The organism is Vibrio sp. 1CM2L (genome assembly GCF_023161695.1).
Taxonomy (GTDB): domain Bacteria; phylum Pseudomonadota; class Gammaproteobacteria; order Enterobacterales; family Vibrionaceae; genus Vibrio; species Vibrio coralliirubri.
The window spans coordinates 375,251-388,865 of the sequence record NZ_JALNTT010000003.1 but is presented as its reverse complement, the minus strand read 5'-3'; the positions used below and the strand labels follow the sequence as shown (position 1 = coordinate 388,865).

The 13,615-nt window shown below is 44.2% G+C and carries 13 protein-coding genes and 1 riboswitch; of the genes, 5 read left to right on the top strand and 8 right to left on the bottom strand.

Features of this window, described 5'->3' with window-relative positions:
• Positions 1-33: 33 nt before the first annotated feature.
• Positions 34-1,626 (bottom strand): Na+/H+ antiporter NhaC family protein, encoded by a 1,593-nt coding sequence (locus MSG34_RS11795; protein ID WP_050645092.1) that lies wholly within the window; start codon positions 1,624-1,626, stop codon positions 34-36.
• A 112-nt stretch (positions 1,627-1,738) separates the two neighbouring features.
• Positions 1,739-1,916, bottom strand: a riboswitch (Lysine riboswitch).
• 364 nt (positions 1,917-2,280) lie between these two features.
• Here MSG34_RS11795 and MSG34_RS11790 point away from each other — a divergent pair.
• Positions 2,281-2,691, top strand: a complete 411-nt coding sequence (locus tag MSG34_RS11790) for an H-NS family nucleoid-associated regulatory protein (protein WP_017060262.1) — start codon at positions 2,281-2,283, stop codon at positions 2,689-2,691.
• Between the two features lie 194 nt (positions 2,692-2,885).
• Here the strand turns inward: MSG34_RS11790 and MSG34_RS11785 are convergent, their stop codons facing one another.
• Together MSG34_RS11785 and MSG34_RS11780 are read right to left on the bottom strand one after the other, a co-directional pair.
• Positions 2,886-4,190 carry an inosine/guanosine kinase gene (locus MSG34_RS11785; RefSeq protein WP_017065317.1) on the bottom strand — a complete coding sequence of 435 codons (1,305 nt, stop codon included), beginning with the start codon at positions 4,188-4,190 and terminating at the stop codon, positions 2,886-2,888.
• 102 nt (positions 4,191-4,292) lie between these two features.
• Positions 4,293-4,562 (bottom strand): hypothetical protein, encoded by a 270-nt coding sequence (locus MSG34_RS11780; protein WP_010439986.1) that lies wholly within the window; start codon positions 4,560-4,562, stop codon positions 4,293-4,295.
• 204 nt (positions 4,563-4,766) lie between these two features.
• On the opposite strand from MSG34_RS11780, the gene mnmA reads away from it, so the two are divergent.
• From mnmA to purB, 3 genes are all read left to right on the top strand, one after another.
• A complete protein-coding gene (gene mnmA / locus MSG34_RS11775) occupies positions 4,767-5,903 on the top strand; it encodes a tRNA 2-thiouridine(34) synthase MnmA (RefSeq protein ID WP_017068076.1) in 1,137 nt (378 codons plus the stop codon).
• Between the two features lie 47 nt (positions 5,904-5,950).
• Complete coding sequence (gene hflD / locus MSG34_RS11770) at positions 5,951-6,568, top strand: high frequency lysogenization protein HflD (protein ID WP_019822494.1); 618 nt, start codon at positions 5,951-5,953, stop codon at positions 6,566-6,568.
• Between the two features lie 143 nt (positions 6,569-6,711).
• Complete coding sequence (purB, locus tag MSG34_RS11765) at positions 6,712-8,082, top strand: adenylosuccinate lyase (protein ID WP_019822492.1); 1,371 nt, start codon at positions 6,712-6,714, stop codon at positions 8,080-8,082.
• A 255-nt stretch (positions 8,083-8,337) separates the two neighbouring features.
• Here the strand turns inward: purB and htpX are convergent, their stop codons facing one another.
• Complete coding sequence (gene htpX, locus MSG34_RS11760; protein ID WP_048609388.1) at positions 8,338-9,201, bottom strand: protease HtpX; 864 nt, start codon at positions 9,199-9,201, stop codon at positions 8,338-8,340.
• 277 nt (positions 9,202-9,478) lie between these two features.
• Here htpX and MSG34_RS11755 point away from each other — a divergent pair, with 277 nt between their 5' ends.
• Positions 9,479-9,646, top strand: a complete 168-nt coding sequence (locus tag MSG34_RS11755; protein WP_017078977.1) for a hypothetical protein — start codon at positions 9,479-9,481, stop codon at positions 9,644-9,646.
• Positions 9,647-9,760: 114 nt separating this feature from the next.
• Here the strand turns inward: MSG34_RS11755 and bioD are convergent, their stop codons facing one another.
• Genes bioD through bioB form a run of 4 tightly spaced genes read right to left on the bottom strand, consistent with a single transcriptional unit; the run spans position 9,761 to position 13,495 of the window.
• Complete coding sequence (bioD, locus tag MSG34_RS11750) at positions 9,761-10,444, bottom strand: dethiobiotin synthase (protein WP_048617718.1); 684 nt, start codon at positions 10,442-10,444, stop codon at positions 9,761-9,763.
• On the bottom strand, positions 10,441-11,244 hold the full coding sequence (gene bioC, locus MSG34_RS11745) for a malonyl-ACP O-methyltransferase BioC (protein ID WP_248337523.1): 804 nt from the start codon (positions 11,242-11,244) through the stop codon (positions 10,441-10,443). Before bioC ends, bioD begins: the two co-directional genes overlap by 4 nt.
• Positions 11,245-12,456, bottom strand: a complete 1,212-nt coding sequence (gene bioF, locus MSG34_RS11740; protein ID WP_248338163.1) for an 8-amino-7-oxononanoate synthase — start codon at positions 12,454-12,456, stop codon at positions 11,245-11,247.
• Positions 12,443-13,495 (bottom strand): biotin synthase BioB, encoded by a 1,053-nt coding sequence (gene bioB, locus MSG34_RS11735; RefSeq protein ID WP_016792500.1) that lies wholly within the window; start codon positions 13,493-13,495, stop codon positions 12,443-12,445. The genes bioF and bioB overlap by 14 nt, the downstream gene beginning before the upstream one ends.
• Positions 13,496-13,615: the final 120 nt, after the last annotated feature.

The following is a 13,615-nucleotide window of genomic DNA, read 5'->3' as shown; positions in this document are numbered from 1 at the left end:
CCTCCCTGATAGTTTACTGATTAGCTTTCAGTTTTAGCTTTTGCACGTCGCCATTTTGCAGCGAGAGAAATAAGCCAATGCAAAACATACAGCCACAAACGTTAGAGACGCTGCGCCAAATGCGATGCCAATTGAAGATGTCATACCTAGGGTAATGAAACCAATGCACGATACGAACGCCACAGACAACGCGTATGGAAGCTGAGTCGATACGTGGTCAATGTGGTTACAACGAGCACCTGTAGAAGACAGAATCGTTGTGTCTGAGATTGGAGAACAGTGGTCACCAAATACAGCACCTGCTAGAACCGCACTTAGCATCGGCAGAATTAGCGCGATGTCAGATGCCGCAGCCATGTCGCCCGCGATAGGTAGCATGATACCGAACGTACCCCAAGATGTACCTGTCGAGAAAGCCATAATGCCAGCCAGAAGGAACAAGATAACTGGTAGCCAGTGGTAATCAATGCTGCCCGTTACTAGAGACGATAGGTAAGAGCCTGTTTTCATGTCGCCGATTACAGAGCCGATAGTCCAAGCGAACACAAGAATTAGGATAGCGCCAAACATAGAGCTTGCACCAATCCACATCGTTCTTGCGATGTCTGCCATAGGCAGCTTCTGTTTGAATACAGTTGCTAGAGCAACGATTAAGCCGATAACACCACCATAAACAAGTGACTTACCTACATCCGTGTTTTCAAACGCACCTAGAAGGTTAAATGCTTGACCATCAGCAGTAAGCGCTTGGCCACCGGTGTAAAGCATCGCAGCAACCGTCGCTACGATTAACGATACGATTGGCATAACCAGATCAGAAACTGAACCGTTTTCGCTCTCTTCGATGTCTAGCTCTTCATTTAGATCGTGCGCTTGCTTTTGATCGTTGTCGCCTTCAAAGCCACGGCCTTGAGATGCTTCGATTTCATGCTCACGCATCTTACCAACGTCTAGACCGAACCATGCCACTGCAAACACCATTAGTAGTGCGAATACAGCATAGAAGTTCATTGGGATAAGACGAACGTATGCACCCAGTGCAGAATACTCTGTCACACCGTGTGTCACTAAGATGCCACCAATGATAGTGATGATGTAAGCACCCCAGCTAGAAGCAGGCATGATCACACACATAGGAGCAGCCGTTGAATCTAGGATATAAGCAAGCTTAGCGCGAGATACGTAGAAACGGTCTGTTACAGGACGAGAGATAGCACCAACCGCTAGGCTGTTAAAGTAGTCATCTACAAAGATGAATACACCTAAGAAAGCAGCAAGTAGTTTTGAACCACGTTTGCTCTTAACACGAGACTGTGCCCACTCCGCGAATGCGCGAGTACCGCCAGACAGTGTTAATAATGCCGTTGTCATTCCGAGAATAATTAGGAATGCAATGATGCTCATGTTCCAAGTGTTGATGCCACCATCTTCGATGAAAACACCAGATGCTTTAGTAAACACGTAACTAGCTGCGTTACCTACTGAGTAGTCAGCAAGTAGAATCGCACCCATGATGATACCGACACCCAAAGAAACCAATACACGGCGGGTAACAATAGCAAGGCTCAAAGCCACAAGGGGCGGAAGCAAAGATAAAGGTGATGTTGCAAAATCTATTAAATTCATGATCTTCAAAAACCAGTTTTTTATTTGGCTAGAGATCTACTGCAGACAAACTTGATACGGCTGACCAAGCTCATGTTGAACTAAGCGAAAGGGAAGTGAACACTTCACCCAACCCTACAGTAGCGCTCCATAGTTTAAAATTAAGACTATGGCAGTGTTGTACCTATTGAGCACAACCCCAGCAAATTGCTTAGATATACAATTTACTTCGGCAATTACACCTTTCATTCCCGTTCATTGGCATCACCCCAACGGAAGTTACTTTTTATAATTGCACCTCTACGTGCGATAACATTATTAACCGTGCAAACCAGAGTTTAACAACAAATTAACCAATACCTCGCATCAGGTAGCCGCAATTGTACTCATCAAGAGCAACAATGCAACATATCATTCCGAGAAAAATAGCTTTTTGCTAATGAACTAATCAATAAGAGAATAGTCTACATAAGTTAACTACTCCACCAGTCACATATCAGTTTTTAAGATAATCTTAATAATTATTATAAATTCGATAGAAATACGGCTCTGAATTTTCAACTATTCATCTCACTTTTATATTTAAATATGTAATAGAAGAAATACTATTTGTTTTATTCCTAGGCTCTGTTTATTATTAGGAAGATTATTTAGTTTACCTTGATGGAAAATATCATGTCTGAATTAACAAAAACTCTATTAAATATCCGCAGCCTTCGTGCGTTCTCACGTGAATTAACTCTTGAGCAACTTGAAGAAGCGCTAGACAAGCTGACTATTGTTGTACAAGAGCGTCAAGAGTCTGAAGCTGAAGAACGTGCTGCTAAAGCAGAGCAAGAAGCTAAGCTTTCTGCTATTGCTGAGCAAATTGCAAAAGACGGAATTGATGTTGCCGATCTTATTGCTGCACTTTCTGGTGAAGCAAAATCTAAAACAACAAAAGCTAAACGCGCTCCTCGCCCAGCGAAATACAAATACGTAGACGCAAACGGCGACGAGAAGACTTGGACAGGTCAAGGCCGTACGCCTTCAGCTATCCAAGAACAGCTAGATGCTGGTAAATCTCTAGAAGAGTTTGCTATCTAAACATTTAGTTTACTTAGTGAGTAATCAATTACACGCTAAGCAATAGAATTAATATTTAAGTCGACCAAAGTATTATTTACGACTTCAATATATTCAGAAACAAAAAAGGCTCCTTTCGGAGCCTTTTTTATATTTGTACTATCAGTATTAGAAACCAACTGATACTGATAGTACTACTGATTAAAGAAAGTAACTTATCTTTCCCAGTACGCTTCTTCTAGGCTATCTTCTCTTTCAGGAAGGCCACGAGATAAACGTGGAGAGTGTTGAACCAACACTTCATAGCTAGCACGGTTAGAATATTTACAAACTTGTGAGAACGAAGAGTACGTCAAGAATGAATGTTGGTGCTTACTTGAGTTTGGCACGTTTTCTTTGTGGTACTTATTCGCAGCCATATCATGTAATAAAGCTGATAACGCAGCATCACCTGCACCATTGGTATTTTTGATCTTTTCTGGTCCACCCATGTATGGCGCAATGTGCGAATACACTTTAGTTGGGTTTTCACATAAATCTTTATGCGCAGGACGGCTAAATTCAAAACGGTTGAATTCAGCAATTGAACCTGGAAGTAAAGGCAGTGACGTTTCACGCTTAGCTGCATCTTCTGTATAACCAGCCATAAATAGGCCAACAGGTCCCGCAGTACATAGAACAAGGTCTACCCACTCTAGCGCTTTATCTGATGCAGCAAGCGGATCGCTTTCACCCGTTAATGCTTCAGCTTCGTCTTCATTCATTGCAACAACCGTTACGTGTTGCTCAAGGAAATCTTTCCAGAATTCTGGATCATCTTGAATAACGAACTTAGTACCTAGTGTAAGCACGACTGGCACATCGTATTTCTTCGCGTATTCGATCGCTTTCATTGTTGCTTCAGGCATCGGGTCGCCTGGCTTACAACGAACTAAATAAGCCGTTAAAACTAAAGCAGAAGCACTTTTGAAGATTTTTTCAGGAATGCTTTCTGGTTTTAATTGGTTCATTTGTCCTTCGCTAATTGCGAAAGTACGTTCACCGTCTTCTGTAATTAATGCAAAGCAGCGACCAATTGCGCCATCTACCCCTTGTAAATGGTTCAGATCCATTCTGCTTGATGTATTACATAAATAGCGGTAACCGTAGCTACCAATCTTAATATCTTGGCTCATTACACCTAACAGTGTAGAACGGTCATCCGCCAATACTGAGTAATTGTGTAATGTGTTACCAATTGTGCCACCAGCGTATTCATTGGTAATCAGGCACTGTTCTTTTAATTCTTGATATAAAGATTCAGCGGCTGCGTCGCCAATAACCAGTGAATGTCCCTTGCTCAAACCATACTTCTCAATAAGTTCAGAACTCACCTTTGCTTCAATATCCACCAATGTTTGGTCAATACCGATAATATGAGTGCGTGACATTCTTTTACTGCTTTGAGCTTGGCTCACTAGAGGATCACGAGCGTGAACCGGAAAGTAGTGCTTTGATTTACGTTGTCCAGGGAATTTCATAGGGCTAGTCTAAGTCAAGGGGAAATAGGTGGCGGATTCTACCGCGCTATATTTAACGCGGCAATCTTTCAAACTATAGCAAACGTTTGCCGAAGGTTTTTTTTATTCGCCTTCCATAAAGCTTAAATCAGGCAGCATGCCCAAATGCTCTGCGTAACGTTTTTGATTAAACTCCGCGCCGTTTTTCATAACGTCAAATACTTCAATTGCCAGTGCACATGCCATAGCCGCAATTGCTTCTTCACGTGGAGTGCCAGTCATCATTAAACGCATCAACGTCTCTTTCACTTTCACTGGTTCGCCATCTTCAAGCTGGTTCTCGATAATCTCAATCAGCTCTTCTTCTTGCATAAATTCGTTTTGTTCAGACATTTTTTTATCTCAGGTCTTGGATTTCGAGCGACTATGCCACATATACTTCTGACATCCTAGCGACTCACCTCGCTCTCATGCGATTCTCTAACAAAGTCAGCGCACTATTTGTGCAAATGAAACTGTGATTCCGGTCTCGGATCTGTCACGGCGTTTCTCTTTCTGTTAGAATCTGCGACCAAGTAATAGTAACGGTGTTTAGACATGTCAGATATCAGCTCTGGAAACAGCGAAAAGAAAGTAATTGTCGGTATGTCCGGCGGTGTAGATTCGTCAGTATCGGCGTATCTTCTTCAGCAACAAGGCTATCAGGTAGAAGGCCTTTTCATGAAAAACTGGGAAGAAGACGATAACGAAGAATACTGCACGGCAGCTGAAGATCTTGCTGATGCTCAAGCGGTATGTGACAAACTAGGTATCCACCTTCACACTATCAACTTTGCTGCAGAATACTGGGACAACGTATTCGAATACTTCCTTGAAGAGTACAAGGCAGGTCGTACACCTAACCCAGATATCCTTTGTAACAAAGAAATCAAATTCAAAGCATTCTTAGAGTTTGCGGATGAAGTGCTAGACGCAGACTACATTGCGATGGGTCACTACGTTCGTCGTACTTTCCCAACTCAAGAAGAGCTTGATGCTGGCGTAAAACCAGAAATGCTACGCGGTCTAGACAGCAACAAAGACCAAAGCTATTTCCTATACACGCTAAGCTCAGATCAAGTGGCACGCAGCCTATTCCCTGTCGGTGAATTAGAGAAGCCAGAAGTGCGACGTATTGCTGAAGAACAAGACTTGATCACAGCGAAGAAGAAAGATTCAACAGGCATCTGCTTTATCGGTGAGCGCAAGTTCACTGAGTTCCTAGGCAAATACCTACCAGCACAACCGGGTAACATCGAAACTCCTGAAGGCCAAGTGATTGGTCAACACCAAGGGTTGATGTACCACACGCTAGGTCAGCGTAAAGGCCTTCATATTGGCGGCACTAAAGGTGGCGGCGGTAACGAAGAACCATGGTTTGTTGGTGAAAAAGATCTGAAGCGTAATGTTCTAATCGCAGTACAAGGTAAAGATCACCCTCTTCTAAAATCAGAAGGTTTGATCGCTTCTCAGCTTCACTGGGTAAATCGCACACCAATTACTGAAGTTATGACATGCACGGTAAAAACACGTTACCGTCAAACCGATATTCCTTGTACAATCATCCCAATTGATGATGAGAACATTAAGGTTATTTTTGATGAACCACAGATTGCTGTGACCCCAGGTCAATCTGCAGTGTTCTACCTAGACGAAGTTTGTCTTGGTGGTGGTATCATCGAAAAGCGCATCTAATCAAATCGACGAACAACAAACGATAGAAGACAACTAGGAGTTACTACGTGGCTAATACACTTTATGACCGTACTATTGCTTTCGCCGGAATTTGCCAAGCTGTGGCTTTGGTTCAACAAGTAGCGAAAGACGGCCATTGTGATAAAGATGCCTTCGAAGCTTCACTCAATGCTATTTTAAATACCAACCCGGCGAACACCGTGGGCGTATTTGGACGTGAAGCGAACCTAAAGCTTGGCCTTGAGTGCTTAGTAAAAGGTATCGATAGTACTCCAGCTGGTAGCGATATTACGCGCTACATCATCAGCTTGATGGCTCTTGAGCGTAAGCTATCTTCTCGTAACGACTCTATGTCTCAGCTTGGCGATCGCATTCAAACTGCAGAACGCCAAACTGAACATTTTGATCTGTTTGACGAGCAAATGATCAGCAACCTAGCGAGCATCTACCTTGATGTTGTGAGCCCTATTGGCCCACGTATTCAGGTTTCTGGTACGCCAGCGGTACTTCAACAGACATCGAGCCAGCACAAAGTTCGTGCACTCCTTCTGTCAGGAATTCGAAGCGCTGTTCTTTGGCGCCAGGTTGGTGGTAAACGCCGCCATCTTATCTTCGGTCGCAAGAAGATGATCGAGCAGGCTCAAATCCTACTAGCTCGAATGTAATTTATTAGCTCGCGCCTCGTCGCGAGCTTGTTTTTTGTATCAATACAACTCTCACGCAAACGATTGCGCAATGTGCGTGACAATTGAGATTGTTACTGGTATAAACCTCTCAAAATTTAGAAAACTCAATTCAGGAGAACACCATGGAACTGTCAGCATTGACTGCTGTTTCACCAGTAGACGGCCGTTACGGAAGTAAGACTATTGCATTACGCAGCATCTTTAGTGAGTTTGGACTACTAAAGTACCGCTCTATCGTTGAAATTCGTTGGTTACAAAAGCTTGCAGCAACTGATGCAATCAAAGAAGTACCAGCGTTCAGTGCAGAAGCTAACCAGTTTCTTGATGAACTAGCCGCTAACTTCAGCGAAGAAGACGCTCTGCGTATCAAAGAGATTGAGCGCACGACAAACCACGACGTTAAAGCGGTTGAATACTTCTTGAAAGAGAAAGTTGCTGGCGTTCCTGAGCTTCACGCAGTTAACGAATTCATTCACTTTGCATGTACTTCTGAAGACATCAACAACACATCTCACGCGCTGATGCTTAAAGAAGCTCGTGACACAGTGATTCTTCCAGAAATTCGTAACGTAATCGATGCTATCAAAGCTCTTGCGAACGAGTACCGTGATATTCCTCTTCTTTCTCGTACACACGGTCAGCCAGCTTCTCCTTCTACTATGGGCAAAGAGATGGCTAACGTTGCGTACCGTATGGAACGTCAATTCAAGCAAATCGAAAGCGTTGAGATCCTAGCGAAAATCAACGGTGCTGTAGGTAACTACAACGCTCACCTTTCTGCATACCCTGAAGTTGAATGGCACCAATTCAGCGAAGAGTTCATCACAGAATCTCTTGGCGTAACTTGGAACCCGTACACAACTCAAATCGAACCTCACGATTACATCGCTGAGCTATTCGACGCTGTTGCTCGTTTCAACACGATCCTTCTAGACTTCGACCGTGACGTTTGGGGCTACATCGCTCTTGGTCACTTCAAGCAGAAGACTATTGCTGGCGAAATCGGTTCTTCTACAATGCCGCATAAAGTTAACCCAATTGACTTCGAAAACTCTGAAGGCAACCTTGGTCTAGCTAACGCAGTATTTAGCCACCTGGCACAAAAACTTCCAGTTTCTCGCTGGCAACGTGACCTAACTGACTCTACGGTTCTTCGTAACCTAGGTGTTGGTGTTGGCTACGCAATCATTGCATACACTTCAACTCTGAAAGGTATTAGCAAGCTAGAAGTTAACCGTGAAGCGCTACTTGCTGAACTGGACAAGAACTGGGAAGTACTGGCTGAACCAGTACAAACAGTAATGCGTCGTTACGGTATCGAGAAGCCATACGAGAAGCTAAAAGAGCTAACTCGTGGTAAGCGTGTAGATGGCGAAGGCATGCGTGCATTCATCGACGGTCTTGAAATCCCTGCAGACGAGAAAGTTCGCCTGAAAGAGATGACACCAGCGAACTACATCGGTCAAGCAATCGAGCTGACTGACAAGTTATAAGATTCGAACAAACGAATAAACAAAGGCTTCCCATGTGGAAGCCTTTTTGTTGAGTAGAACAAATGTTTCGAACAGTAGTCCCTAAATAAAACAACAGCCGTAAATCAAACCTGACTTCTCCAACTAGCCTCCCCCATTCAAATACTGCAAACCACATTAGACAAACTTCCTTAAACGCCAAGATCAAAAAAGGCCTCCCGAAGGAAGCCTTTAGCATAGATACTGCCGCTTAACGACAACAGCTTGTATTAGAAATTACATGTTACGTAGAGAAGCAATACGCTTATCTAGCGGCGGGTGGCTCATTAGAAGCTCAGTTAGAGACTTCTTACCATTGATACCAAATGCCATCATAGAACCTTCTAATTGTGGCTCATGGCTCACTTTTAGACGCTCTAGCGCTGCAATCATCTTCTCTTTACCTACCAAGTGCGCTGCACCTGCATCAGCATGGAACTCACGATGACGGCTGTACCACATCGTAATGAAGCTCGCTAGGAAACCAAATACCAGTTCCAGCACCATAGACACACCGAAGTACACCATCATGTTGCTGCCACCCTCTTCTTCGTTGTCATTCGACGCAACAATGTTGGCGATGAAACGAGATAGGAAGATAACGAACGTGTTCACAACACCTTGCATTAGAGTCATGGTCACCATGTCACCGTTCGCGATGTGGCTAACTTCGTGAGCTAATACCGCTTCAGCTTCGTCACGCGTCATACTGTGCAGAAGACCCGTTGATACTGCGACCAATGAATCATCACGCTTAGCGCCCGTTGCAAATGCGTTGATGTCTGGCGAATCGTAGATCGCCACTGTTGGCATACCAATACCAACTTGTTGAGCTTGACGGCTTACCGTCTCCATCAACCAATGTTCTGTTTCGTTACGTGGGCTTTCAATGACCATGCCGCCTACAGAGCGTAGCGCCATTTTCTTCGACATCATTAATGAAATGAATGAGCCGCCAAAACCAAATACCGCAGCCATCACCAATAAGCCTGAGAGGCTACCGGGTTGCATACCTGTAACTGCGTATACAATATTAAGAACAACACTTAGTACCAATACAACCGCTAGGTTGGTTGCAAGGAACAACATTACTCGCTTCATTACTTATCTCCGCATGAAAGCTGTTTTTATAAAACTTATTGTTATAGACAAGGCAGACAGCAATAGATTCCAACCTTGAAGATTTATACTTACTTATACATATAGTCTTAGATTAAGAAAACAAGGTTAAGCATTAAATTGCAACATTTGATTACGAGACCATGTCCGAATTAAATCCACTCTATTAGACCTAAGTCGTATGGTGTCGATATAACAATCCGTTTACAGTGACTTCAGATGATTTATTGGCTAGTCCATGTACAAAAAGGGAAGGATCATGGTTGAAGGTACTAACACTCAAATGGCTATCGATTTACTGTGCTGTCACCTAGGGATTACTGAAGAAGAAGCGAAAAAGCAGATTGGAATCCTAACACCGCAAACGGCACAGACAAAAATCACAGAAACTCAGCAAGCTTTAATGGGACTGACGAAAGAACATTAAATCCAAGCTTGTTTGTTAAAAGACCGGTTGTTTATCAACTCGAGGTCTAAAGGCTTAAAATAGCAAAAGGGCTGCAATCGCAGCCCTTTTCTTATTTAGTACATAACGTAGTAATTAAAGCGCAAGCAAAGGCTGCACATCAATGTACTTACCAATGTTCTTAGACTTCGCTTTCGGTACGTAAGGGATTTCACCTAACTTTGGCGCACCTAGCTTATCTTCAAGCATCGCAATAATATCTGCGTAGTGCTCAGTACCTGGATTGATACGATTTGCGACCCAACCTACTAGGTTTAGACCATCAGCACGAATCGCTTCTGCCGTTAATAGAGCGTGGCTCAAACAACCAAGTTTAATGCCCACAGTCAGTACTACTGGCAGCTGCTCTTTTTTAACCCAGCTAGACAGATATTCATCATCTGAAACCGGTACACGCCAACCACCAGCACCTTCAACTAGCACGATGTCAGAGTTTTGCTTATGCTCTTCCAGCTTTGCAGATAATACGGCTTCATCAATCACCACGCCGTCATGCTTTGCAGCGATGTGAGGCGATGACGGTAACAATAGTGCATACGGGTTTACGTCTTCGTAAGCAATATCTTGCGTCGCCGCTTCTTGAAGATGCAGAGCATCGCTATTACGTAAACCTTCAGGGTATTTCTCACACCCTGCAGCAACTGGCTTATAACCAATTGTCGATAAATCTTGTGCGGCCAAAGCTTGAAGAATCGCTTTTGAAACCACAGTTTTTCCCACTTCGGTATCCGTACCTGCAATAAATAATGCATCAATCATAATTGAATAACCCCTAAACAAACTTGATATGTTGCTGGCAAGAAACCTTGATGGTTTTTAAACTCTCGATATTCCCGTTCAACAAGCTGCAACATGCTACGACTTGTTAAACCCTGTGAGCGACCACTTACGTGATTAGCGCCGATGCCTTTAAGGTCGCGCATCAGTTCAAACGCAGTGTCGTACCAAACGGTGATGGTGGGCAAGTCTAGTTGATGAACCGTACAGCTAGATTGCGCTAACGCAATTTTTACCTGATTGATTGTAATAAAATGGTTAACGTGTTGATGTGCGTCAATTTTGGACCATGACTTTTTCAACTCAAACAGTGACCCATCAAGCAAAGTTGAGAAAATAACACGCCCACCAACCGCTGTAACTCGCTTCACCTCTCTCAAAGGCGACGACAGGTCGTCACACCATTGCAACGCAAGGCTAGAGAAAACGATGTCAAAACACCCATCTTCAAATGGTAATTGTTCGGCATCGGCTTGTTGATATAAAGAGACAGATGCACCACAACGCTTCTCTGCTGCTGCTAACATTCCAACAGAAAGATCAGCGCAAACCACTTCGGCGCCTCGTTTTACAAGTTGCTCTGAGAAATAGCCAGTACCACAACCTAGATCCAGCACCTTAAAGCCTGACAGATCGCTGGGCAATTTATCCAGCAGTCGGTGGCCAACATCGCGTTGAAATTCAGCGTGTTTGTCATAGGTTGTTGCTGCTTTGCCAAAGGCTTCGGCAATCGCACTCTTATCTTGGCCAACGTAATTATGCACTACCGCTTCTTGTGACATTTACTGAGCCTCTTTATTTGATTCAAAGCTTGGATGGGTAGGCGATTTAATGCCTGAGCCGATGTTTCGTTCAATGGCTTGATGCAACGACCTGGTTAACTGGAGAATCTGTTTTTGGCTATGGTTAGCTGTTAACGTGATTCGTAATCGAGCAGTTCCAGCAGGAACGGTTGGCGGCCTTATTGCGGTCACCCAAACTTGGTTTTTCTTTAACTCTTCAGCGATAGATAATGCCGCCTGAGCTTCACCTATCACAAATGGCTTAATCGGAGTCTGAGTATCCACAAAGCCTTTCAAGCCGCTCATCTGCTCTGCATAGAGAGACCCTAACTCAGTCAGCTTTTCTCGGCGCCATTCTTGAGTTTGAATCATCTTACAGGCATGAGACAAAGCTACCGCTTGTGAGGGTGGCATTGCCGTAGAATAAACATGATGACGAGCAAACTGAGTTAGATAGTCACCGACTTCTGACGAACACAAAACTGCAGCGCCAGACAGGCCAAATGCTTTACCAAAAGTGACGACTAGAATATCGGGTGAGATTTGTGCCGCACTGCAACTCCCTGCCCCTTTATCACCTAACACGCCAATACCGTGGGCATCATCAACCGCCAACCAACTGTCGTATTGATTTGTCAGGCTAGAGATACGCTCGAGAGGAGCTTGGTCGCCATCCATGCTAAACACACCTTCAGTCACGACTAACGATTGCGGAGAGCGGCTCAATAGCGACTCTAAATGTTGCGTATCGTTGTGCTTAAAGCGTTTCATGGTTGCAGGACAAAGCATCCCCGCTTCCATCAAAGAGGCGTGATTAAGCTTGTCTTGCAGCAGAGAGTCGTCTTTTTCGAGCAGAGAAAACAACAAGGCTTGGTTGGCGCTGAAACCAGAACTAAAGAGAATGGCACGTTCAAAACCCAACCATTCACAGAGTTGAGCTTCTAAATTTCGATGAGCAGGACTAAAACCCGTGACCAATGGCGATGCCGCACTGCCAGCACCATACTGAGAAAGCCCCGCTTGCCACGCCTCTACCAATTCAGGGTCGTTCGCCAAGCCTAGGTAATCATTACTCGAAAAATTAATAAAGCGAGAACCTTCGCAATTAAGCAAAGGACCATTACTGTTTTCGAGCACTTTAAGTTGACGAGTTAGCCCCTGCTCACGGCGTTGAACAAGGGCATCTTTGATACGAGATTTAAACAGTGGCATCGTAGAACATGTCATCTTTCGTTGGACGAGCAGCAACGCGCTCCACCACTTGATCTAACAGTTCGTTTTCTTGAATTTCATCAGGTTTCTGAGCCACTTGTTGGCTGTTGATACCTAACTTCTTAAACAGCTGCATGTCCGTGTCTTCATCTGGGTTTGGCGTAGTCAGTAGCTTACAGCCGTAGAAGATAGAGTTCGCGCCAGCCATGAAGCACATCGCCTGCATCTGTTCGTTCATATTCTCGCGACCTGCAGATAGACGAACCGCAGACATTGGCATCATGATACGAGCAATCGCAATCAACTTAATGAAGTCAAAAGATTCAACATCATCGACGTTTTCCATCGGTGTGCCTTTCACTTTTACGAGCATATTGATTGGCACACTCTCAGGGTGTACAGGAAGGTTCGCTAGCTCTACCAGCAGGCCTGCACGGTCATTGGTACTTTCGCCCATACCAATAATGCCACCAGAGCAGATCTTCATACCGGCATCACGTACGTGAGATAACGTATCTAAACGATCTTGGTAAGTACGAGTAGTGATGATGCTGCCGTAAAACTCAGGAGACGTATCAAGGTTATGGTTGTAGTAATCCAAACCTGCATCCGCTAGCTCGCCAGCTTGATCGGGGGTTAACATGCCTAGTGTCATACAAGTTTCTAGACCCATACCTTTCACACCTTTGATCATATCAGTCAGGTGAGGCATATCGCGTTCTTTCGGGTTTTTCCATGCCGCGCCCATACAGAAACGAGTCGAGCCTGCGTTTTTGGCTTTTTGCGCCGCATCCAAAACACGCTCTACTTCCATTAGGCGTTCTTTGTCGACATCCGTTCGGTAGTGAGCACTTTGAGGGCAGTACTTACAGTCTTCAGGACAAGCACCGGTCTTAATCGATAGAAGCGTACTCACCTGCACGTGGTTGTGCTCTTGGTACTGTCTATGAACCACTTGAGCTTCAAACATTAAATCCATAAACGGTTTTTCAAGCAGCGCTGTTACTTCAGCGACTGTCCAGTCATGACGAACTTCCACGTGTCGATCCTTTTTTATTATTTGATGTTTCATCTCTATCAATAGAGATTGCATTTATGCTTGGCTAGTCTACCGACAAGCTTTAGACTGTCAACACATTGATAATATCAAAAGTTTACA